Here is a 22,329-nt window from a genome sequence, read left to right on the forward strand (position 1 = left end):
AGCGGGCGCGCACGCCATGGCGGGCCGCGAGCTGACCTCCCTGCGGTCCCCGCGGGTGAAGGCCGCTCGGCGGCTCGCCAAGCGTGCGTTCCGGCACCGCGAGCGGCGCTTCCTCGCCGAGGGCCCGCAGGCGGTGCGCGAGGCGCTGCGCGTCCCCGGCGGGCTCACCGAGCTGTTCGCCACCGCCGAGGCCGAGGCCCGGCACGCCGACCTGGTGCGCGCCGCCGAGCAGGCGGGCGTCCCGGTGCTGCGGGTGAGCGGCGAGGTGATGGCCGAGCTCGCCCAGACCGTCACCCCGCAGGGGCTGCTCGCGGTCTGCGGCTTCCTGGACGCGCCGCTCGGCGCGACCCTGGCGGCCGCGCCGTCGCTGGTCACCGTGCTCGCGCACGTCCGCGACCCCGGCAACGCCGGCACGGTGCTGCGCACCGCCGACGCCGCCGGCTCCGACGCGGTCGTGTTCACCGACGCCTCGGTCGACCCCTACAACGGCAAGTGCGTGCGCGCCTCGGCGGGCAGCCTGTTCCACCTGCCGGTCGTGACCGGCCCGCGCTTCGACACCCTGATCCCCGAGCTGAAGCGGTCCGGGCTCACCGTGCTCGCCGCCGACGGGGCCGGGACGCGCACCCTGGACGAGGCCATCGACGACGGCACGCTGGCGCGCCCCACCGCCTGGGTGTTCGGCAACGAGGCGTGGGGGCTGCCCGAGGAGATCCTGCGGCACGTCGACGACGTGGTGCGCGTCCCGATCCACGGGCGCGCCGAGAGCCTCAACCTGGCGACCGCCGCGGCGGTCTGCCTCTACGCCTCCGCCCGCGCCCAGCGCGGCTGAGCCGCCCGCCCGGCCGCCCCGGTTCCTGATGATCTTGGCCGGGAACGGCCGTGCCGTGCGCCTTTTCGCCGCATGTGACCTGGGAGGATGGGGAGCGGCACGGGGCACGCGGGGGCGTGCCGCCCGCGAGGGACACCGCGCGAGATGGGGGCGACGAGCATGGACGACGACAGGACCGCGACGCGGCGGCCCGTCCGGCGGGGGCCGGGCGTGCGCTGCCGCGCGGGCGCGTCCGCGCGGCGGGCGCCGGTGGTGCCGCCGGACGGCGGCGGCCCCGGGCTCGCGCTGGACCTGGTGCGGGTCAGGGGGCACGCCGCCGCCCTGGCGGTGGCCGGGGAGATCGACCTGTCCACCGCCGACGCGCTGCGCGACCGGCTGATCGCCCTGCACGACGCCGGGCACCGCCGGCTGGTGGTCGACTTCGCCGGGGTGGCGTTCTGCGACGCGGCGGGCCTCGGCGCGCTCGTCGCCGCGCGCAACCACGTCACCGGGCGCGGCGGTGACATCCGCCTGGCCCGGCTGCGGCCCGCGCAGGAGCGGCTCGTGCGGCTGACCGGGCTGCACGCCCTGTTCGACCTGCACGACGACCTCGCCGGAGCCGTCGCCGAGGCCGCGAAGGCCCTGCCGTAGGGGGCTCGCCCGGTCCCGGAGCGGCCCGCCGGGCGGGTAGGGTCTTGTTCCGACAGGCCGCGTTCTCACCGGTGTTCTGGAGGCCGTTGTGGGCGGAGAGGGTTCCCCGCGCGCGCCGCAACGCGCGCCCGCGCGCCGGGGGGGCGGGGACGCCGCGGACCCCGGGTCCGCGGACCCGGGGGCGTACGACGACCTGCCCGACGGGCTCGTCGTCGCCGACGCCGCCGGCCGCGTCGTCGTCTTCAACGCCGCCGCCCAGCGGGTGACCGGCGTGCCCGCCGCGGGCGCGCTCGGCGCCGACCTGCGCGAGGTGCTGCCGCTGCACGACGCCGAGGGCCGCGACTGGTGGGCGTGCGTCGACCCCTACGGGGGCCTCGCCACCCGCACCCGCCACCCCGAGCGGTCGCTGTACCTGTCCGGCGGCGCCGAGGTGCTCGTCACCGCGTCCTACCGGCGCGGCGAGCGCGGCCGCGTCGAGCGCTTCACCGTGGCGCTGCGCGACGCCGCCGCCCGCGCCCGCCAGGAGCGCGACCGCGCCGACCTCGTCTCCACCGTCGCGCACGAGCTGCGCTCCCCGCTCACCAGCGTCAAGGGCTTCACCGCGACGCTGCTGGCCAAGTGGCACCGCTTCAACGACGACCAGAAGCGGGTCATGCTGGAGACCGTCAACGCCGACGCCGACCGCGTCACCCGGCTCATCACCGAGCTGCTGGACGTGTCGCGCATCGAGTCGGGGCGGCTGGAGATGCACCGCCAGGTCGTGGACCTGCCGGGGGAGATCCGCAAGATCATCGCCGGGCGGGTGGCGGCCGGCGACCCTGCGGACCGGTTCCGCTTCGAGGTGACCGGCGACCTGCCCGACCTGTGGCTGGATCCCGACAAGGTCGACCAGATATTCGGGAACCTGCTGGAGAACGCGGTGCGGCACGGCGCTGGTACTGTCACGATCGTGGTCGAGCCGGACGCGCACAAGGAGGGGGCCGTCGTGTCGGTACGCGACGAGGGCGAGGGCATTCCGCCCGAGGCCGCCGCGCGCGTGTTCCGGCGCTTCTGGCGCGGTCCCGGCGGCAACCGCCGCGGCGGCACCGGGCTCGGTCTCTACATCGTCAAGGGCCTGGTCGAGGCGCACGGCGGCGCGATCGCGGTGCGGCGCGCCCCCGGCGGCGGCGCCGAGTTCCGATTTACCATGCCCGCCGGGGCTCCCGACCACGCCTTCTGAGCGGCGCGGGCCCCCGCGCGGGCGCCTCCGCCCCGACCTTCCCGGCTCCCCGCCGTCCGCGCACTAGACTGCGGGGCGTCCCACGCCGACCGGAGTCATCACACCACCATGTCTGCACCCAACAAGTCCTACGACCCCGTCGAGGTGTCCGCGTTGCAGCCCGATGCGCTGGACGCCGCGCGCGACGAGGCCCTCGCGGCCATCGCCGCCGCGGCCGATCTGGACGCCCTGAAGCAGGCCCGCCTGGCGCACGCCGGCGACCGCTCCCCGCTCGCCCTCGCCAACCGCGAGATCGGCGCGCTGCCCCCGCAGGGCCGCGCCGAGGCCGGCAAGCGCATCGGCGCCGCCCGCGGCGCGGTGTCCAAAGCGCTGAAGGAGCGCCAGGCCGAGCTGGAGGCCGAGCGCGACCAGCGCGTGCTGGTCGAGGAGAGCGTCGACGTCACCCTGCCCTGGGACCGCGCCCCGCGCGGCGCCCGGCACCCGCTGACCACGCTGCAGGAGCGGATGGTCGACGTGTTCGTCTCGATGGGCTTCGAGGTCGCCGAGGGACCCGAGGTCGAGGCCGAGTGGTTCAACTTCGACGCGCTGAACTTCAAGCCCGACCACCCGGCCCGCTCCATGCAGGACACGTTCTTCGTGGAGTCGGAGGAGACCGGCCTGGTGCTGCGCACGCACACCTCGCCGATGCAGATCCGCTCGCTGCTCGCCCGCGAGCTGCCGGTGTACGTGGTCGGCCCCGGCCGCACCTACCGCACCGACGAGCTGGACGCCACCCACGCGCCGGTCTTCCACCAGCTCGAGGGCCTGGCGGTCGACGAGGGCCTCACGATGGCCGACCTGCGCGGCGCCATCGACGCTTTCGTCGCGGGCATGTTCGGCGAGGGCCTGACGGTGCGGATGCGCCCGTCCTACTTCCCCTTCACCGAGCCGTCGGCCGAGGTCGACATGCGGTGCTTCGTCTGCCGGGGCGCGTCGGCCGAGCCGGGCGGCGAGCCGTGCCGCACCTGCGGGTCGGAGGGCTGGATCGAGATCGGCGGCTGCGGCATGGTCAACCCGCGCGTCCTGACGGCCTGCGGGGTGGACGCCGGGCGCTACAGCGGCTGGGCGTTCGGGCTCGGCGTGGAGCGCACGCTGATGTTCCGCCACGGCGTCGAGGACATGCACGACATGGTGGAGGGCGACCTGCGGTTCACCCTCCCGTTCGGAACGGAGATCTGATGCGGGCCCCGCTTTCCTGGCTGCGCGAGCACGTCGAGCTGCCCGCCGGGACGACCGGCCGCGAGCTGGCGGCCAAGCTCATCGCGGCGGGCCTGGAGGTCGAGACGGTCGAGCAGGCCGGCGCCGGCATCACCGGCCCGATCGTGGTCGGCCGGGTGCTGGAGATCGAGGAGCTGGCCGGCTTCAAGAAGCCGATCCGCTACTGCGCGGTGGACGTCGGGGACGCCAACGGCACCGGCGAGCCGCAGCGGATCGTGTGCGGCGCGACCAACTTCGCGGCCGGCGACCTCGTCGTGGTGATCCTGCCGGGCGGCGAGCTGCCCGGCGGCTTCAAGATCGGCAGCCGGAAGACCTACGGGCGGCTGTCGGAGGGCATGATCTGCTCGGTCACCGAGCTCGGCATCGGCGACGACCACTCGGGCATCCTGGTGCTGCCGCCGGGGACGGCCGAGGTCGGCGCCGACGCCGTCGAGCTGCTCGGCATGCGCGACGAGGTCCTCGACATCGCCGTCACGCCCGACCGCGGCTACTGCCTGTCGATCCGCGGCGTCGCGCGGGAGGCGGCCACCGCCTACGACGTGCCGTTCCACGACCCGGCGGCGGTCGGCCCGCCCGCCGGCGAGGCGCCCGGACACCCGGCGGCGATCGCCGACCCGAGCGCCTGCGACCGGTTCGTGCTGCGCGAGGTGCGCGGCTTCGACCCGGCCGCGCCGTCGCCGGTGTGGCTGCGGACCCGGCTGTTCCGCGCCGGGGTGCGGCCGGTGTCGCTCGCCGTCGACGTCACCAACTACGTGATGCTGGAGCTCGGCCAGCCGCTGCACGCCTTCGACAAGGCCAAGCTCACCGGCCCGATCGTGGTGCGGCGCGCCGTCGCCGGCGAGAAGCTGGAGACCCTCGACCACGTCGTGCGCGCGCTCTCCGCCGAGGACGTCCTCATCACCGACGACTCGGGCCCGATCTCGCTGGCGGGCGCCATGGGCGGCCTGTCCACCGAGATCGACGGGGGCTCCACCGACATCGTCCTGGAGGCCGCGCACTTCGACCCCGTCGCGATCGCCCGGACGGTGCGCCGCCACAAGCTGCACAGCGAGGCGTCCTACCGGTTCGAGCGCGGCGTCGACCGCGACCTGCCGCTGGTGGCCTCCCGCCGCGCCGCGCACCTGCTCGCCGAGCTCGGCGGCGCCGAGGTCGCGCCCGGCGTCACCCACGCCGAGGAGCCGGTGCCTGCCCGCACGGTCGCGATGGCCGCCGGGCACCCCGACCGCGTCGCGGGCGTCGCCTACGGCCGCGACCGGGTCGTGCACCGCCTGGAGCAGGTCGGGTGCGCGGTCGCGGGCGACGGCGACGCCCTCACGGTGACGCCGCCGTCGTGGCGGCCGGACCTGAACGACCCGAACGACCTGGCCGAGGAGGTCATCCGGCTGGAGGGCTACGAGGACATCCCCTCGCGCGCCCCCCGCCCGGTGTCGGGCCGCGGCCTCACCGTGCAGCAGCGGCTGCGCCGCCGCGTCGGCCGCGCCCTCGCCGGCGCCGGCCTCGTGGAGGTGCTGAGCTTCCCGTTCGTGTCGGAGAAGGACTGGGACGCCCTGCAGCTCCCGGCCGGCGACGCCCGCCGCGTCGCGCTGCGCCTCGCCAACCCGCTGTCGGAGGACGAGCCGCTGCTCCGCACTACGCTGCTGCCGGGCCTGTTCAAGGCGCTGGCCCGCAACGTCGGGCGCGGCTTCCCCGACGTCGCGCTGTACGAGACGGGGCGGGTGTTCCGCCCCGAGCCGGGAGCGCTCGCGCCCGCGCGGCGCCTGCCGGTCGACCGCGGCCCCTCCGCCGAGGAGATCGCGGGCCTGAACGGCGTGCTGCCCGACCAGCCCGAGCGCGTCGCCGCCGTCTTCGCCGGCGAGCGGCTGCGGTCCGGCTGGTGGGGCGCGGGCGGGGCGGCGACCTGGGCCGACGCGGTCGAGGCGGCCCGCACCGTCGCCCGCGAGTGGGGCGTGGAGCTGGAGGTGCGCGCGGACCGGCACGAGCCGTGGCACCCCGGCCGCTGCGCCGCCCTGTACCTGGGCGACACCCTCGTCGGCCACGCCGGGGAGCTGCACCCGCGCACCATCAAGGCCTACGGCCTGCCGGCGCGGGCCTGCGCGATGGAGCTGGAGATCCGGCGCCTCGGCGAGCCGCGGACGCCGGCGGTGGCGCACGTGCCGACCTACCCGGTCGCCACCCAGGACGTCGCGCTCGTCGTCGACGCGCCGGTCCCGGCCGCCGCGGTCGAGGCGGCGCTGCGCGAGGGCGCCGGCGCGCTGCTGGAGTCGGTGCGGCTGTTCGACGTCTACACCGGCGAGCAGGCCGGCGAGGGCCGCAAGTCGCTGGCCTACACGCTGCGTTTCCGCGCCCCGGACCGGACGCTGACGGCCGAGGAGGCGGGCGCCGCCCGCGACGCCGCCGTCGCGCTCGCCGCCGAGCGCACCGGCGCCGCCCTGCGCGGCGCCTAGCACCGGTCGAAGGCCGCCCACCCCGCCCCGGCGGGTGGGCGGCCTTCGCCTTCCCCGCCGGGCGCTAGCCGGCGAACCAGGCGGCGCCGACGGCGGCCTCCAGCGCGAGGCGCCCGGCGACCTGTCCGGCGGGGGCGCCGTCCAGCAGCCCGCGGATCGCCTGCAGGCCGTGGGTGACGGGCAGCACGTCCGCGACGGCCCGCACGGGCCGGGGCCAGAACGCGACCGGCACCGACACGCCGCAGAAGGTGAGGACGACGCCGTAGCCGATGTTGAGGACCAGCCACATGGCGTTCGGCAGCCGCACCGAGATCGCGCCGAGCACGCACCCGTAGCCGTAGCCGTAGCCGCTCACCGCTACGAGCGCGATCGCCGGGACCGCGTACGCCGCCTGCGGCCAGGGCAGCGGGACGCCGAGCAGGGCGTAGACGGAGCCGTCCACCTCCAGGCAGTGGCCGGTGAAGGCGCGCCGTCCCCGGCAGAGATCGGCGGCGAGGCGCGACTTGCCGGCGCCCGCCTCCCCGCCGATCAGGACGAACGTGGGCGTGCAGCGCGGCCATCTCGGCGGAGCGCCCGGCGAAGACCGTACCGACCATGCGGCCAGGATGCCGCCGCGCCGCGGCTCGGGTCCAGCCGTCAAGGGACCGCCGGCGTTTGCGGCGCCGGACGATGATCGCGTACAATGGGGTCGAACCATTGCCGCCCGTAGGGGAGTCCGTTGGAGATCTGAGGTCGAGACGCCGCGCCGTAGCCGCTCAGGCTCGCGCACCTCAACCTCGGTCGTGGACTGCCTCTCCGGGCTTTCTCATGCCTGCCGCGCCCTGCGCGCCGCGGCGTCTCCATAAGCCGTCCCTTTCGCAGCGAGCCTTATGGAGCCGCCCCATGTCCTTCGCCATCGTCTGTTCCGGCCTGTCGTTCGCCTGGCCTGACGGCACGCCCGTCCTGGACGGCCTGGACGCCGCCTTCGGCACCGGCCGCACCGGCCTCGTCGGCGTCAACGGCGCCGGCAAGTCCACCCTGCTGAAACTGATCGCCGGGGACCTGGCCCCTGCGGCGGGCACCGTCAGCGTCGAGGGCACCGTCGGGTACCTGCCGCAGGACCTGCCGCTCGGCACCGCCCGCACCGTCGCCGACCTGCTCGGCATCGCCGCGGCGCGCGACGCGCTGCTGGCGATCGAGCGCGGCGAGGCGACCGAGGCCAACTTCGCCGCCGTCGGCGACGACTGGGACGTGGAGGAGCGCGCCCGCGCCGAGCTCGGCCGCCTCGGCCTCGGCCACCTGGACCTGGACCGCACCGTCGCGACGCTGTCGGGCGGCGAGGGCGTCATGGTGGCGCTCGCCGCGCTGCTCCTCGCCCGCCCCGACGTGCTGCTGCTCGACGAGCCGACCAACAACCTCGACCTGGACGCCCGCCGCCGCCTCTACGACGCGGTCGACGCCTGGTCGGGGGTGCTGGTGCTGGTCAGCCACGACCGCGGCCTGCTGGACCGCGTCGACGAGATCGCCGACCTGCGCGAGGGCGGCGTCCGCTCGTTCGGCGGGAACCTGTCGGCCTACGAGGAGCTGCTGGAGGTGGAGCGCGAGGCCGCCGAGCGCGCGGTGCGGACGGCCGAGACCGACGTGCGCCGCCAGCGGCGCGAGCTCGCGGAGGCGCAGGTCAAGCTGGCCCGCCGCGTCCGCTACGGCGACAAGATGCAGGAGACCAAGCGCGAACCGAAGATCGTCATGGGGAACCGCAAGCGAGCCGCGCAGGTCTCGGCCGGCAAGCACCGGCTCCTGCACGAGGACCGGCTGGCGGGCGCGCGCGACCGCCTGGACGAGGCCGCGGACGCCGTCCGCCGCGACGACGCGATCCGCGTCGAGCTGCCGGCGACCCGCGTCCCGGCGGGCCGGACCGTGCTGTCGGTTCCCGCGCCCGAGGCGCCGGAACCGGGCACCGGCACCCTGGAGCGGCTCGTCGTGCAGGGTCCGGAGCGGATCGCGCTGACCGGCGCGAACGGGTCGGGCAAGACGACGCTGCTGCGCGGCCTGCCGAAGGACCCGGCGACCCGCTACCTGCCGCAGCGCCTGGACGTCCTCGACGACGCCCGCAGCGTCGCCGACAACGTGCGGGCCGTCGCGCCCTCGGCCTCGCCGAACGAGATCCGCGCGGGCCTCGCGCGGTTCCTGTTCCGCGGCGACCGCGCCGACCGCCCCGCCGGGACGCTGTCGGGCGGCGAGCGGTTCCGCGCCGTGCTGGCGTCCCTGCTGCTGGCCGAGCCCGCCCCGCGGCTGCTGCTGCTGGACGAGCCGACCAACAACCTGGACCTGGCGAGCGTCCGGCAGCTCGCCGAGGCCCTGGACGCCTACCAGGGGGCGCTCGTGGTGGTGAGCCACGACCTGCCGTTCCTGCGCACTCTCGGGATCACCCGCTGGCTGCGCCTGGACCGGCGGTCGGGGCTCGCCGAGACCGAGCCGATGTAGGCGGCCGGCGCGGGCGCCGGCCGGGGCGTGCGGGTCAGGTGAGGACGCGCTTGGTGAAGGTGCGCGTCCCCGCCCAGGCCAGGGCGGCGGTGCCGAGCACCAGCACCGACCCGTACGCCCAGAACGGCATGTGCTCGATCTGCGGGGTGAGCGCGGCGCGCAGCCCCTCGTTGACGTAGACCATCGGGTTCAGCAGCGTCACGATCTGCAGCCAGCGGACGTGGTCCATCGCCGCCCACGGGTAGTAGACGCAGCCGAGCATCGACATCGGCAGCAGGATCAGCGCGAACAGCATCTGCATCTTCTGCGGGTTCATGACCGTGCCGAGCAGCAGGCCGCCCGCGGCCGACAGCAGCGAGCCGACGACCATGACGAGCACGAGTAGCGGCCAGTTGTGGATGTGGATGCTCGGGCCCTGCCCGGAGGCGTGGATGAACAGCACCGCCGGGAACACCAGCAGCCCGGCGAGGAACGCCTGCAGCGCCGCCGCGACGATCTTCTGGACGCCGAGCAGCGGCACCGGCAGCGGCGCGAGCGCGCGGTCGGTGATGGAGCGCTGCCAGGTCAGCTCCATCACCAGCGGGAAGATCACCGCCATGATGCCCTGGGTGACGATGGAGGAGCCGACGAGGCCGGGCACCAGGATCGTGGAGAACGAGGGCCCCCGCCCGCCGCCCCCGCCGAACATGGCGCCGGCCGAGCCGACCTTCGGCAGCACGTAGGCGAACACGAACACGAACAGCACCGGCTGCACGATGACGCGGGCGAAGCTGCTGATCGCGCTCTTGCGGAGCACCCGCACCTCGCGGGCCATCATCGCCCAGAAGGTGCGGGCGAGCGTCGGGCGCGCCGCGGGCGCGGCGCCGGCCGCCGCGGCGGCCTGGGTGGTGGCGGTCATTCGCGGTAGTCCCGTCCGGTCAGGGTGAGGAACACGGTCTCCAGGCTGGGGCGCAGCTGCGCGGCGTCGCTGACGCCGACGCCGGCGGCCGCGCCGGCGGCGACGAGCTCGCCGAGGACGCCGTCGGGGGTGCGGGTGAACACCCGCACCTGGCGGCCGCTCACCTCCACCCGGCCGATGTCCTCGCGCTCGCGCAGCTTGGCGACGCCGTCGGGCACGTCCTCGTCGTAGGTCACGGTGATGACGGTGTCGGCGCCCGCCGAGCCCTTCAGCTCGGGCACGGTGCCGCTGGCGAGGACCCTGCCGTGGTCGACGACCGCGACCCGGTCGCAGAGCGCCTCGGCCTCCTCCATGTAGTGGGTGGTGAGCACGATCGTCTGGCCGTCGGCCTGCAGCCCGCGCAGCACCTCCCACAGGTTGACGCGGGTCTGCGGGTCCAGGCCCGCGGTCGGCTCGTCCAGGAACAGCACCTCGGGCCGGTGCACCAGGGCGCGGCAGATCATGAGGCGCTTGGCCTGGCCGCCCGACATCTCGAAGGGGGTGCCGGTGCGGCGCTCGGCGAGCCCGAACGCCTCCAGCAGCTCCTCGGCGCGGCGGCGCGCGTCGCGGGCCGACAGCCCGAAGTAGCGGCCGCGGAACTCCAGGTTCTCGAAGGCGTTGAGGTCGTTGTCCAGGGTGTTGTTCTGCGACACCATGCCGATGCGCCGCTTGACCTGGACGGGGTCCTTGACGACGTCGAAGCCGACGACCGAGGCGCGGCCCCCGGTCGGCACGACCAGCGTCGTCAGCATCCCGATCGTGGTGGACTTGCCGGCGCCGTTCGGGCCGAGCAGCCCGAAGAACTCGCCGGCGGCCACCTCCAGGTCGATGCCCTGGACGGCCTTCACCCCGCCGTTCGGGCCGGGATAGGTCTTGTGCAGCCCGGTGGTGCGCACCGCGGTGTCCGGGGACGCCTGCGGGGATGCGTCGCTCATCCGCGCTCTCCTTCCAGGAAGTCGTCGAAACGGTCGATGAGGCGGAGCAGGAAGCGGCGGACGGCGGGCTCGTCCTCGGGATCCACCACGTTGTACAGGTGCCAGAAGTCGGGGGCCATCGCCTCGTTGGTCACCTTGACGACGGCGAGGCCGGACTCGGTGATGTGCAGCCGGACGACGCGCCGGTCCTCGCCGTCGCGGCGCCGCTCCAGCAGCCCGTCGCGCTCCAGGGTGTCGGCGACCGAGGTCACCGAGGCCGGGGTGATCATCAGGTTGCGGGCGACGTCGCCCGCGCGGGCCCCGTCGCAGCCCGACAGCACGCGCAGCAGCAGGAAGCCGGCCGGGCTGACCCCGTGGCTCTCCACCATGCGCATGAACACCGGGCCCGACTTGCGCGCGGCCGCCGCGAAGAGGCGGCCGATCGGCCACTCCTCCAGGGGGCCGAGGGCCGACAGGTCGCCGAAGCCGAGCTCGTTGGGGTCCACCCGGATATTCTTAGCCCTCCGACCTTCAGGGGTCAAACCTTTAGAGGTCTAAATAAAGATGCGTCCGCATGCCGGGAAGGCGCGCCGGTCGCGTTGAATATTCATTCGGACTCATGCATAATCTTGCTGGTTCGCAGCGGAAGGGCGGAGACATGGGATTCCGGGCGGCGGTGGCCGGCGCCAGTGGGTACGCGGGCGGGGAGATCCTGCGCATCCTGGCGGGGCACCCCGAGATCGAGATCGCGACGGTGACGGCGGGCTCCAACGCCGGCGCCCTCCTCGGCGCGCACCAGCCGCACCTGCGATCGCTGGCGGGCCGCACGCTCGCCGAGACCACGCCGGACACCCTGTCCGGCCACGACGTCGTGTTCCTGGCGCTCCCGCACGGACAGTCGGGTCCGCTCGCCGCGCAACTGGGCGACGACACCCTCGTGGTGGACTGCGGCGCCGACCACCGGCTGGCGGACGCGGCCGCCTGGGAGCGCTTCTACGGCGGCGAGCACGCCGGCACCTGGCCCTACGGCCTGCCCGAGCTGCCCGGTCACCGCGAGGCGCTGCGCTCGGCCCGCCGCATCGCCGTCCCCGGCTGCTACCCGACCGCGGTGTCGCTCGCGCTGGTCCCGGCGTTCGCCGCCGGGCTCGCCGAGCCCGACGTCGTCGTCGTCGCGGCGTCCGGCACCTCGGGCGCGGGCCGCGCCGCCAAGCCGAACCTGATCGGCAGCGAGGTGATGGGCTCGGTCAGCGCCTACGGCGTCGGCGGCGTCCACCGCCACACCCCCGAGATGGTCCAGAACCTGTCGGCCGCCGCGGGCGGGCCGGTCACCGTCTCCTTCACCCCGACGCTCGCGCCGATGAGCCGCGGCATCCTGGCCACCTGCACCGCCAAGGCCCGCCCCGGCGTCACCGCCGCGGCGCTGCGCGACGCCTACGAGACCGCCTACGCCGACGAGCCGTTCGCGGACCTGCTGCCCGAGGGGCAGTGGCCCGCCACGGCGATGACGCTCGGCGCCAACACCGCCCTCCTCCAGGTCGCCCTGGACGAGGCCGCCGGCCGCGTCGTCGTGGTCGCGGCCATCGACAACCTCACCAAGGGCACCGGCGGCGGGGCCGTCCAGTCGGCCAACCTCGCCCTCGGCCTGCCCGAAGAGCTCGGACTCACCACGATCGGAGTGTCCCCTTGAGCGTCACCGCCCCCCGAGGATTCCGCGCGGCGGGAGTCGTCGCCGGCCTGAAGCCGAGCGGCGCCCGCGACATCGCGCTGGTCGTCAACGACGGGCCGTCCCGCGCGGCCGCCGGCGTGTTCACCGCCAACCGGGTGAAGGCCGCGCCGGTGCTGTGGACCGAGCAGGTGATCAAGGGCGGCCGGCTGCGCGCGGTCGTGCTGAACTCCGGCGGCGCCAACGCCTGCACCGGCTCGGCCGGCTTCGCCGACACCCACGCCACCGCGGAGAAGGTCGCGGACCTGCTGGCCGACTCGGCCGGCGAGGTCGCGGTCTGCTCCACCGGCCTCATCGGCGAGCGCCTCCCCATGGACCGGCTGCTGCCCGGCGTCGAGGCCGCCGCGGCCGAGCTGTCGCGCGGCGACGGCGGCCTCGCCGCCGCCGACGCCATCCGCACCACCGACACCGTCGCCAAGATCGCCTTCCGGCAGGGCGCGGGCGGCTACCGCATCGGCGGCATGGCCAAGGGCGCCGGGATGCTCGCTCCCTCCCTCGCCACCATGCTCTGCGTCATCACCACCGACGCGGGCCTGGACGCCGCCGCCCTCGACCGCGCCCTGCGCGCCGCGACCGGCGCGACCCTGGACCGCCTCGACGCCGACGGCTGCATGTCCACCAACGACACCGTGCTGCTCCTGGCCTCCGGCGCCGCCGGGATCACGCCGGACGAGGAGGAGTTCACCGCTCTGCTCACCGACCTCTGCCACGACCTCACCCGCCAGCTCCTGGTGGACGCCGAGGGCGCCGCCAAGGCCATCGCGATCGAGGTCGTCGGCGCCGACAGCGTCGACGACGCCGTCACCGCGGGCCGCGCCGTCGCCCGCAACAACCTGCTGAAGTGCGCCATCCACGGCGAGGACCCCAACTGGGGCCGGGTGCTGTCGGCGGTCGGCACCACCGCCGCCGTCTTCGACCCCGCCCAGCTGAACGTCGCCATCAACGGCGTGTGGGTGTGCCGCAACGGCGCGGTCGGCGACGACCGCGACAAGGTCGACCTGCGGCCCCGCGACGTCACCATCACCGTCGACCTGTCGGCGGGCCCGCACAGCGCGACCGTCTGGACGACCGACCTCACCGCCGACTACGTCCACGAGAACTCGGCGTACTCGACGTGAGCAGCCTCGTCTCGGGCGCCCAGCTGCGCAAGGACCGCGCCGGCGTCCTGTCCAAGGCCGAGGTCCTCATCAAGGCGCTGCCCTGGCTGGAGCGCTTCCACGGCGCCACCGTCGTCATCAAGTACGGCGGCCACGCCATGTCCGACGAGGCGCTGCGGCACTCGTTCGCCGAGGACGTCGTCTTCCTGCGCTACGCCGGCCTGAAGCCGGTCATCGTGCACGGCGGCGGCCCCCAGATCAACGCCGCGCTCGCGCGGGCCGGCATCGAGTCCACCTTCACCGCCGGGCTGCGGGTCACCACCCCCGAGGCCATGGAGGTCGTGCGGATGGTGCTGGTCGGGCAGGTCGGCCGCGACGTCGTCGGCCTGGTCAACCGGCACGGCGCGTTCGCCGTCGGCATGTCCGGCGAGGACGCCAACCTGTTCACCGCCGAGCGCAAGCGCGCCGTCGTGGACGGCGCGCCCGTCGACATCGGCCAGGTCGGCGAGATCGTCGAGGTGCAGGTCGGCGCCGTGCGCGCCCTGCTCGACGACGGCCGCATCCCGGTCGTGTCCTCGATCGCCCGCGGCGACGACGGCGAGGTCTACAACGTCAACGCCGACACCGCCGCCGCGGCCCTCGCCGTCGCGCTGGACGCGAGCAAGCTCGTCGTCCTCACCGACGTGGAGGGCCTGTACGCCGACTGGCCCGAGAGCGACGACGTCATCGACGCCCTCACCACCGACGAGCTCGCCGCGCTGCTGCCCGGCCTCACCGCCGGCATGGTCCCCAAGATGGAGGCCTGCCTGCACGCGGTGCGCGGCGGCGTCCCCCAGGCGCACGTGCTGGACGGCCGCGTGCCGCACTCGCTGCTGCTGGAGATCTTCACCGACGAAGGGATCGGGACCATGGTCTCGCCCGCACCCCCCGGAGCCCCCCTGTCATGACCCGCAACGACGACCTGCGCGCGCGGTACGAGGCCGCGTTCATGCCCAACTACGGGGTGCCGCCCCTCGCCCTCGCGCGCGGCGAGGGCTGCCGGGTCTGGGACGCCGACGGCAACGCCTACCTCGACCTCATCGCCGGCATCGCGGTCTCCTCCCTCGGCCACGGCCACCCCGCCCTCGCCAAGGCGGTCGCCGAGCAGGCCGCGACTCTCGCCCACACCTCCAACCTGTTCCTCAACGAGCCGGAGGTGCGGCTCGCCGAGAAGCTCGTCGCCCTGGCCGGCGGCGGCGCCCGCGTCTTCCTCACCAGCAGCGGCACCGAGGCCAACGAGTGCGCCCTGAAGCTCGCCATCAAGTACGGCAAGCAGAACGGCCGCGGCTACTTCGTCGCCGCCGAGAACGGCTTCCACGGCCGCTCGATGGGCGCCCTCGCCCTCACCGGCAAGAAGGCCATCCGCGACCCGTTCGGCCCGTTCGCCTTGGACGTGCGGTTCGTCCCCTACGGTGACGCCGCCGCCCTGGAGGCCGCCGTCACCGAGGACTGCGCCGCGGTGTTCCTGGAGCCCGCCCAGGGCGAGGCCGGCGTCATCCCGCCGCCGCCCGGCTACTTCGCCGCCGCCCGGCGGATCTGCGACGCCGCCGGCGCGCTGCTCGTCGCCGACGAGATCCAGTCCGGCATCGGCCGCACCGGCACCTGGTTCGCCCACCAGCACGAGGGCGTCGTCCCCGACGTCCTCACCCTCGCCAAGGGCCTCGGCGGCGGCCTGCCGATCGGCGCCTGTCTGGCGTTCGGCCCGCACGGCACGCTGTTCGCCAAGGGCGACCACGGCAGCACCTTCGGCGGCAACCCCGTCGCCGCCTCCGCCGCCCTCGCCGTCCTCGCCACCGTCGAGTCCGAGGGGCTGCTCGCCAACGCCGCCGACGTCGGCGCGATCCTCGCGGGCGCCGGCGCCATCGGCCACCCGCTGCTGTCGGGCGCGCGCGGCCGCGGCCTCTGGCAGGCCCTCGTCCTCACCGCCCCGAAGGCCCCGGCCCTGGAGGCCGCCGCCCGCGCCGCGGGGTTCCTCGTCAACGCCGTCCAGCCCGACGCGGTCCGCCTCGCCCCGCCGCTCGTCCTCACCCCCGGCCAGGCCCGCCTGTTCGTGGACGCCCTGCCCGCCGTCCTCGACGCCGCCGACAAGGAGAACTGACCGATGGCCCGGCACTTCCTGCGCGACGACGACCTCACCCCCGCCGAGCAGGCCGAGGTCCTGGACCTGGCGGCCGAGCTGAAGCGCGACCGGTTCGCCCGCACGCCCCTGGCCGGGCCCCGCTCGGTCGCGGTGCTGTTCGACAAGCCCTCCACCCGCACCCGCGTGTCCTTCGCCGTCGGCATCGCCGAGCTCGGCGGCCACGCCCTGGTCCTGGACGCCGGCACCAGCCAGCTCGGCCGCGGCGAGACCATCGCCGACACCGCCCGCGTCCTGGAGCGCCAGGTCGCCGCCATCGTCTGGCGCACCGCCGGGCAGGAGCGCATCGAGGAGATGGCCGACGGCACCGCCGTCCCGGTCGTCAACGCCCTCACCGACCAGTTCCACCCCTGCCAGGTCCTCGCCGACCTGCAGACCGTCCGCGAGGCGCGGGGCGGCCTCGCCGGCGCCGCCTTCGCCTACTTCGGCGACGGCGCCAACAACATGGCGCACTCCTACCTGCTCGGCTGCGCCACCGCCGGCATGCACGTCCGCGTCGCCCACCCCGAGGGCCTGGCGCCCGACGCCGCCGTCGTGGAGCGCGCCACCGCCATCGCCGCCGGAACGGGCGGATCGGTCACCACCACCAGCGACGCCGAGGCCGCCGCCGACGCCGCCGACGTCCTCGCCACCGACACGTGGGTGTCGATGGGGCAGGAAGGCAAGGACACCGGGCGCTACGCCCCCTACGCTGTAGACGACGCACTGCTCGCGCTCGCCGCTCCCGGCGCGGCCGTGCTGCACTGCCTCCCCGCCTACCGGGGCAAGGAGATCGCCGCGTCCGTCCTGGACGGCCCGCAGAGCCTGGTCTGGGACGAGGCGGAGAACCGGCTGCACGCCCAGAAGGCCCTGCTGACCTGGCTGCTGGAGAACAACGCACCATGACCACACCGATGACCAAGGCCGCCCGGCACGCCAAGGTGATCGAGCTGCTCACCCGCCGGCCCGTGCACTCGCAGGGGGAGCTCGCCAAGCTCCTCGCCGACGCGGGCCTGGAGGTGACCCAGGCGACGCTCTCGCGCGACCTGGTCGAGCTCGGCGCGGTCAAGCTGCGCGCCGACGACGGCAGCCTCATCTACGCCGTGCCGGGCGAGGGCGGCGCCCGCATCCGGCGGGCCCGCACCGGCGCCGCGGAGACCTTCGACGGCCGGCTGAACCGGCTCGCCGCCGAGCTGCTCATCTCCGCCGAGGCGTCGGCGAACCTGGTCATCGTGCGCACCCCGCCCGGCGCCGCGCAGTACCTGGCGTCGGCCATCGACCACGCCGACTGGCCGAGCATCCTCGGCACCGTCGCGGGCGACGACTCGATCCTGGTCATCGCCCGGACCCCCGACGGCGGGGAGGACCTCGCGCAGGCCCTCCTCAGGCTCGCCACCGGCCGCGAGCGACGAAGCTAGGGGCGGTCAGCGCCCCCGCCCCCGCTCCGCCGTGCGGCCCGTACGGCACACCGATCCGCTTCACACGTCAATCAGGAGACAGACAGATCATGAGCGAGCGCGTCGTACTCGCCTACTCCGGCGGCCTGGACACCTCCGTCGCCATCCCCTACCTCGCCGAGCAGACCGGCGGGGAGGTCATCGCCGTCGCGCTGGACCTCGGCCAGGGCGGCGAGGACATGGAGACGATCCGCAAGCGGGCGCTCGCCTGCGGCGCCGTCGAGTCCATCGTGGTGGACGCCAAGGAGGAGTTCGCCGCCGACTTCTGCGTCCCGGCGCTCCAGGCCAACGCCCTCTACATGGACCGCTACCCGCTCGTGTCGGGCCTGTCGCGGCCGCTCATCGTCAAGCACCTCGTCGAGGCCGCCAAGCGCTACGGCGGCACCGTCGTCTCGCACGGCTGCACCGGCAAGGGCAACGACCAGGTCCGCTTCGAGGCCGGCCTGTCCGCGCTGCACCCCGAGCTGAAGGTCATCGCCCCGGCCCGCGACTACGCCTGGACCCGCGACAAGGCCATCGCCTTCGCCGAGGAGAAGGACCTGCCGATCGAGGTGTCGGCCAAGTCGCCCTACTCCATCGACCAGAACCTGTGGGGCCGCGCCGTCGAGACCGGCTTCCTGGAGGACATCTGGAACGCGCCGATCGAGGACCTGTACGACTACACCAGCGACCCGGCCGAGCCCCGCGAGGCCGACGAGGTCGTCGTCACCTTCCGCGCCGGCGTCCCGGTCGCCCTCGACGGCCGCGCCCTCACCCCCTACCAGGTCATCGCGGAGATGAACCGGCGCGCCGGCGCCCAGGGCATCGGCCGCATCGACATGGTCGAGGACCGCCTCGTCGGCATCAAGAGCCGCGAGGTGTACGAGGCGCCCGCCGCCATCGCCCTCATCGCCGCCCACATGGAGCTGGAGAACGTCACCGTCGAGCGCGACCTCGCCCGCTTCAAGCGCTCGGTCGACCAGCGCTGGGGCGAGCTCGTCTACGACGGCCTGTGGTTCTCGCCGCTGAAGGACGCCCTGGACGCCTTCATCGCCGACGCCCAGCAGCACGTGTCCGGCGACGTCCGGCTGCGCCTGCACGCCGGCCAGGCCGTCGTCACCGGCCGCCGCAGCGGCTCGTCGCTCTACAGCTACGACCTGGCCACCTACGACACCGGCGACACCTTCGACCAGAGCCTCGCCAAGGGCTTCGTCGAGCTGTGGAGCCTGCCCAGCAAGATCGCCGCGATGCGGGACCGCGCCCAGGGCTGACCCCCGCGCGCCGGGGCCGGCCGGCCGATCCGGCCGCCCGGCCCCGGCGCGCGGTTTGGCGCGGCGCCCCCGCGGGGTGTATCCGTGCTGTGGAAGTGACCTGACAGCGGTGGGAAGAAGAGGAATCCAGTGACCAAGGCACCGACGCGCCTGTGGGGCGGCCGGTTCGAAGGCGGTCCGTCCGACGCGCTCGCGCGGCTCTCGGTGAGCGTCCAGTTCGACTGGCGGCTCGCCCCCTACGACCTCATGGGCTCGCGCGCGCACGCCCGCGTCCTCAACCGGGCGGGGCTGCTCACCGGCGACGAGCTGGAGCGCATGATCGGCGCCCTCGACGACCTGGAGGAGGCGTGCCGCAACGGCGAGTTCCGCCCCACCGTCGCCGACGAGGACGTGCACACCGCCCTGGAGCGCGGCCTGCTGGAGCGCCTCGGCTCGCTCGGCGGCAAGCTCCGCGCCGGCCGCAGCCGCAACGACCAGGTCGCCACCGACCTGCGCCTGTACCTGCGCGACCACGCCCGCCAGATCGTCAGCCGCCTCGTCGAGCTGGAGACCGCCCTCATCGCGCAGGCCGAGCACAACCTCGGCGTCGCCGCCCCGGGCATGACCCACCTGCAGCACGCCCAGCCGGTGCTGTTCTCCCACCAGCTCCTCGCGCACGTCCAGCCGCTCACCCGCGACATCTCGCGGCTGCGCGACTGGGACCGGCGCGCCTCGGTGTCCCCGCTCGGCTCCGGCGCCCTCGCCGGCTCCTCGCTGCCCCTCGACCCGCAGGCCACCGCCGCCGAGCTCGGCTTCGACGCGGCCGCCCCGAACTCCATGGACGCCGTCAGCGACCGCGACTTCGTCGCCGAGTTCCTGTTCGCCGCGGCCCTCATCGGGGTGCACCTGTCGCGCCTCGGCGAGGAGGTCGTCCTCTGGGCCTCCCAGGAGTTCCGCTGGATCGAGATGGACGACACCTACGCCACCGGGTCGTCGATCATGCCGCAGAAGAAGAACCCCGACGTCGCCGAGCTCGCCCGCGGCAAGGCCGGCCGCCTCATCGGCCACCTCGTCGGGCTGCTCACCACGCTGAAGGGCCTGCCCCTCACCTACAACCGCGACCTCCAGGAGGACAAGGAGGGCGCCTTCGACGCCGTCGAGACCCTCCTGGTGGTGCTGCCCGCCGTGTCCGGCCTCATCGCCACCATGCGCGTCAACACCGAGCGCCTGGAGGCCCTGGCGCCCGACGGCTTCGCCCTCGCCACCGACCTCGCCGAGCTGCTCGTCCGCCGCGGCGTGGCGTTCCGCGACGCCCACGAGGTCGTCGGCCACCTCGTCGTGTGGTGCCAGGTCAACGACAAGGACTTCGACGACCTCACCGACGAGGAGCTCGGCAAGGTCTCGCCGCACCTCACGCCGGACGTCCGCGAGGTCCTCAACGTGCCGGGCGCCCTGGCGTCCCGCAAGGCCTACGGCGGCACCGCGCCCGACCGCGTCCGCGAGCAGCTGGAGTCGCTGCGCGCCCAGGTTAACGAGCACGCCGCCTGGGCCGCCGGCAACGACTCCTAGGACCTCCCGGGGCGGCCGGGCGGCTGCGATCCCCGCCCGGCTACCCTGGGTCGGCATATGACCACCGATCCGCTGCCGCGCGCCTTCTTCGACGGCCCCGTCGAGGAGGTCGCCCCCGCGCTCCTCGGCCGCGTCCTCGCGCACACGACCGCCGAGGGCGAGGTCGCCGTCCGCCTCACCGAGGTCGAGGCCTACGCCGGCCCCCTGGACCCCGCCTCGCACTCCTACCGGGGCCGGACCGCCCGCAACGACGTCATGTGGGGGCCGCCCGGCCGCTCCTACGTGTACTTCACCTACGGCATGCACTTCTGCATGAACCTCGTGTGCGGCCCCGACGGCACCGCGTCCGCCGTCCTGCTCCGCGCCGGCGAGATCGTCGCCGGCCGGGAGACCGCCGCGGCCCGCCGCCCCCGCTCCACCGCCCGCGACCTGGCCCGCGGCCCCGCCCGCCTCTGCCAGGCCCTCGGCATCGACCGCGACCAGTACGGCCTGGACGTCTGCGACCCGGCGTCCCCGCTGCGCATCCTGCCCGGCACGCCCGCCGAGCCGTCCCGCGTCCTCGCCGGCCCCCGCACCGGCGTCAGCGCCGCCAAGGACACCCCCTGGCGCTTCTGGATCGACGGCGACCCGACGGTGTCGCCCTACCGCCTCCACACCCCCCGCCGCCGCCCCGCGTCCCGCGCCTGACCGGCGGCGCCGCCCGCAAACCGTTACCGTGATCGGCGACCCGCCTGGCACCCTGGCGGGGTACCCGAAGCACGCCGGAGACGAGGAAGAACGTGACCGACATCCTGGACGATCTCGCCTGGCGCGATCTGATCGCGCAGTCCACCGACCAGGGCGAGCTGCGCGCCCTGCTCGCGGCGGGTCCGGTCACCCTCTATTGCGGCTTCGACCCGACGGCGCCCTCGCTGCACCTCGGCAACCTCATCCAGATCCTCACCCTGCGCCGCTTCCAGCGCGCCGGGCACCGGCCCATCGGCCTCGTCGGCGGCGCCACCGGCCTCATCGGCGACCCGAGCGGCAAGAGCGCCGAGCGCGTCCTCAACTCCGAGGAGACCGTCGCCGGCTGGGTCGAGCGCATCCACGGCCAGGTCTCGCGGTTCCTGGACTTCGGCGACGGCCCGACCGGCGCCACCATGGTCAGCAACCTGGACTGGACCGGCCCCATGTCGGTCATCGAGTTTCTGCGCGACGTCGGCAAGCACTTCCCGGTCAACCGGATGCTCGCCCGCGACACCGTCAAGAACCGGCTGGACTCCACCGGCATGAGCTACACCGAGTTCAGCTACGTCCTGCTGCAGTCCATGGACTTCCTGGAGCTCTACCGCCGCCACGGCTGCGTCCTGCAGACCGGCGGCAGCGACCAGTGGGGCAACCTCACCGCCGGCGTGGACCTCATCCGGCGCGCCGAGGGCGGCACCGCGCACGCCCTCACCACCCCGCTCCTCACCAAGGCCGACGGGTCCAAGTTCGGCAAGACGGCGGGCGGCGAGACCTACTGGCTCGACCCCGAGCTGACCTCGCCCTACGCCTTCTACCAGTTCTGGATCAACGCCGACGACCGGGACGTGGAGAAGTACCTCAAGACCTTCTCCTTCAAGTCCCGGGAGGAGATCGAGGCGCTCGTCCAGGAGGGCGCGGACCGCCCCGCCGCCCGCGCGCCACAGCGCGCCCTGGCCGAGGAGATGACCACCCTGGTGCACGGCGCCGGCGAGACCGCCTCGGTCATCGCCGCGTCCCGCGCCCTGTTCGGCCAGGGCTCCCTGGACGAGCTGGACGAGCGCACCCTGCGGTCGGCCCTCGCCGAGGTGCCCCGCGCCGAGCTCCCGCCGGGCGCCCTGCCGCCCGTCGCGGACCTGCTGGTCGCCTCCGGGCTCTGCAAGAGCAAGTCCGAGGCCCGCCGCACCATCGCCCAGGGCGGCGCCTACCTGAACAACGCCAAGGTGGAGTCCGAAGAGGCGGCCCCCGCCTCTGAGGACCTGCTGCACGGCCGCTTCCTGGTGCTGCGCCGCGGCAAGCGCAACATCGGCGGAGTCGAGGTCACCGCAAGCTGACCGAGACGTACCACGTGCGAGCGCCCGTCCGGAATGTTCCGGGCGGGCGCTCGTCACGAGAGTGACAAACCTCGGTAGATCCACGTCACACTGATGTCACGCAGGGGTGCCATCGGACCCGTCCCGAAGCCCGCGAAGCCTTACAGCGCAGGGGTTTCGGCCCTCGCCGGCCTCGATTTGACGCAGCCGCCAGACCGACCTAATGTTCTACCTGCCCCGAGGGGGAGCGGGACGCCGAGAAGGCGGCCGGCCCCAGGGGAACCTCCCAGGACTCGAAGGACTCGACTTCGTCGTGCCCACCGAGCCACGGGAACCGAAACGCCCGAAGTTGTACAAATCGGACGAATCG

Annotated in this window: 20 protein-coding genes; 16 read left to right on the top strand and 4 right to left on the bottom strand. The window is 74.6% G+C overall.

The window, feature by feature from the left end:
- Positions 1-16 precede the first annotated feature (16 nt).
- The 5 genes from K1Y72_RS29615 to pheT all read left to right on the top strand — a co-directional run bounded on the left by K1Y72_RS29615 (position 17) and on the right by pheT (position 6,379).
- Positions 17-829: a TrmH family RNA methyltransferase gene (locus K1Y72_RS29615; RefSeq protein ID WP_220169792.1), complete on the top strand. Its 813-nt coding sequence runs from the start codon at positions 17-19 to the stop codon at positions 827-829.
- Positions 830-988: 159 nt separating this feature from the next.
- The gene (locus K1Y72_RS29620) at positions 989-1,459 is read left to right on the top strand and encodes an STAS domain-containing protein (protein ID WP_220169793.1); all 471 of its coding nucleotides are present in this window, start codon (positions 989-991) and stop codon (positions 1,457-1,459) included.
- Between the two features lie 193 nt (positions 1,460-1,652).
- The gene (locus tag K1Y72_RS29625) at positions 1,653-2,678 is read left to right on the top strand and encodes a sensor histidine kinase (RefSeq protein WP_258574119.1); all 1,026 of its coding nucleotides are present in this window, start codon (positions 1,653-1,655) and stop codon (positions 2,676-2,678) included.
- 108 nt (positions 2,679-2,786) lie between these two features.
- Entirely contained in the window at positions 2,787-3,896 is a 1,110-nt protein-coding gene (gene pheS, locus K1Y72_RS29630) for a phenylalanine--tRNA ligase subunit alpha (RefSeq protein WP_220169795.1), read from the top strand.
- Positions 3,896-6,379: a phenylalanine--tRNA ligase subunit beta gene (gene pheT / locus K1Y72_RS29635; RefSeq protein WP_220169796.1), complete on the top strand. Its 2,484-nt coding sequence runs from the start codon at positions 3,896-3,898 to the stop codon at positions 6,377-6,379. Before pheS ends, pheT begins: the two co-directional genes overlap by 1 nt.
- A 64-nt stretch (positions 6,380-6,443) precedes the next feature.
- Here pheT and K1Y72_RS29640 read toward each other — a convergent pair whose 3' ends face one another.
- Positions 6,444-7,019, bottom strand: a complete 576-nt coding sequence (locus K1Y72_RS29640; protein ID WP_220169797.1) for an ABC-2 transporter permease — start codon at positions 7,017-7,019, stop codon at positions 6,444-6,446.
- Positions 7,020-7,261: 242 nt separating this feature from the next.
- Between K1Y72_RS29640 and K1Y72_RS29645 the strand changes: the two genes are divergently transcribed.
- A complete protein-coding gene (locus K1Y72_RS29645) occupies positions 7,262-8,842 on the top strand; it encodes an ABC-F family ATP-binding cassette domain-containing protein (RefSeq protein ID WP_220169798.1) in 1,581 nt (526 codons plus the stop codon).
- 34 nt (positions 8,843-8,876) lie between these two features.
- Here the strand turns inward: K1Y72_RS29645 and K1Y72_RS29650 are convergent, their stop codons facing one another.
- The 3 genes from K1Y72_RS29650 to K1Y72_RS29660 are packed head-to-tail and all read right to left on the bottom strand — an operon-like array spanning position 8,877 to position 11,199.
- On the bottom strand, positions 8,877-9,740 hold the full coding sequence (locus K1Y72_RS29650) for an ABC transporter permease (protein WP_220169799.1): 864 nt from the start codon (positions 9,738-9,740) through the stop codon (positions 8,877-8,879).
- On the bottom strand, positions 9,737-10,714 hold the full coding sequence (locus K1Y72_RS29655) for an ABC transporter ATP-binding protein (RefSeq protein WP_220169800.1): 978 nt from the start codon (positions 10,712-10,714) through the stop codon (positions 9,737-9,739). The genes K1Y72_RS29650 and K1Y72_RS29655 overlap by 4 nt, the downstream gene beginning before the upstream one ends.
- Positions 10,711-11,199, bottom strand: coding sequence for a MarR family winged helix-turn-helix transcriptional regulator (locus tag K1Y72_RS29660; protein ID WP_220169801.1), 489 nt, complete (start codon positions 11,197-11,199; stop codon positions 10,711-10,713). The genes K1Y72_RS29655 and K1Y72_RS29660 overlap by 4 nt, the downstream gene beginning before the upstream one ends.
- A 152-nt stretch (positions 11,200-11,351) precedes the next feature.
- Between K1Y72_RS29660 and argC the strand changes: the two genes are divergently transcribed.
- The 10 genes from argC (at position 11,352) to tyrS (ending at position 21,980) form a co-directional block, all read left to right on the top strand.
- Positions 11,352-12,380, top strand: a complete 1,029-nt coding sequence (gene argC / locus K1Y72_RS29665) for an N-acetyl-gamma-glutamyl-phosphate reductase (RefSeq protein WP_220169802.1) — start codon at positions 11,352-11,354, stop codon at positions 12,378-12,380.
- Positions 12,377-13,534, top strand: a complete 1,158-nt coding sequence (argJ, locus tag K1Y72_RS29670) for a bifunctional glutamate N-acetyltransferase/amino-acid acetyltransferase ArgJ (protein ID WP_220169803.1) — start codon at positions 12,377-12,379, stop codon at positions 13,532-13,534. Before argC ends, argJ begins: the two co-directional genes overlap by 4 nt.
- A 23-nt stretch (positions 13,535-13,557) precedes the next feature.
- On the top strand, positions 13,558-14,460 hold the full coding sequence (gene argB, locus K1Y72_RS29675; protein WP_220169820.1) for an acetylglutamate kinase: 903 nt from the start codon (positions 13,558-13,560) through the stop codon (positions 14,458-14,460).
- Positions 14,457-15,650 (top strand): acetylornithine transaminase, encoded by a 1,194-nt coding sequence (locus K1Y72_RS29680; protein ID WP_220169804.1) that lies wholly within the window; start codon positions 14,457-14,459, stop codon positions 15,648-15,650. The genes argB and K1Y72_RS29680 overlap by 4 nt, the downstream gene beginning before the upstream one ends.
- A gap of 3 nt (positions 15,651-15,653) precedes the next feature.
- The gene (gene argF, locus K1Y72_RS29685; RefSeq protein WP_220169805.1) at positions 15,654-16,574 is read left to right on the top strand and encodes an ornithine carbamoyltransferase; all 921 of its coding nucleotides are present in this window, start codon (positions 15,654-15,656) and stop codon (positions 16,572-16,574) included.
- The gene (locus tag K1Y72_RS29690) at positions 16,571-17,086 is read left to right on the top strand and encodes an arginine repressor (RefSeq protein ID WP_220169806.1); all 516 of its coding nucleotides are present in this window, start codon (positions 16,571-16,573) and stop codon (positions 17,084-17,086) included. The genes argF and K1Y72_RS29690 overlap by 4 nt, the downstream gene beginning before the upstream one ends.
- 89 nt (positions 17,087-17,175) lie before the next feature.
- Positions 17,176-18,375, top strand: coding sequence for an argininosuccinate synthase (locus tag K1Y72_RS29695; protein ID WP_220169807.1), 1,200 nt, complete (start codon positions 17,176-17,178; stop codon positions 18,373-18,375).
- Positions 18,376-18,504: 129 nt separating this feature from the next.
- Positions 18,505-19,923 carry an argininosuccinate lyase gene (gene argH / locus K1Y72_RS29700; RefSeq protein ID WP_220169808.1) on the top strand — a complete coding sequence of 473 codons (1,419 nt, stop codon included), beginning with the start codon at positions 18,505-18,507 and terminating at the stop codon, positions 19,921-19,923.
- 57 nt (positions 19,924-19,980) lie between these two features.
- Positions 19,981-20,610: a DNA-3-methyladenine glycosylase gene (locus tag K1Y72_RS29705; RefSeq protein WP_220169809.1), complete on the top strand. Its 630-nt coding sequence runs from the start codon at positions 19,981-19,983 to the stop codon at positions 20,608-20,610.
- 92 nt (positions 20,611-20,702) lie between these two features.
- A complete protein-coding gene (gene tyrS, locus K1Y72_RS29710) occupies positions 20,703-21,980 on the top strand; it encodes a tyrosine--tRNA ligase (RefSeq protein ID WP_220169810.1) in 1,278 nt (425 codons plus the stop codon).
- Positions 21,981-22,329 lie beyond the last annotated feature (349 nt).

Source organism: Actinomadura parmotrematis (assembly GCF_019458805.1).
GTDB lineage: Bacteria > Actinomycetota > Actinomycetes > Streptosporangiales > Streptosporangiaceae > Spirillospora > Spirillospora parmotrematis.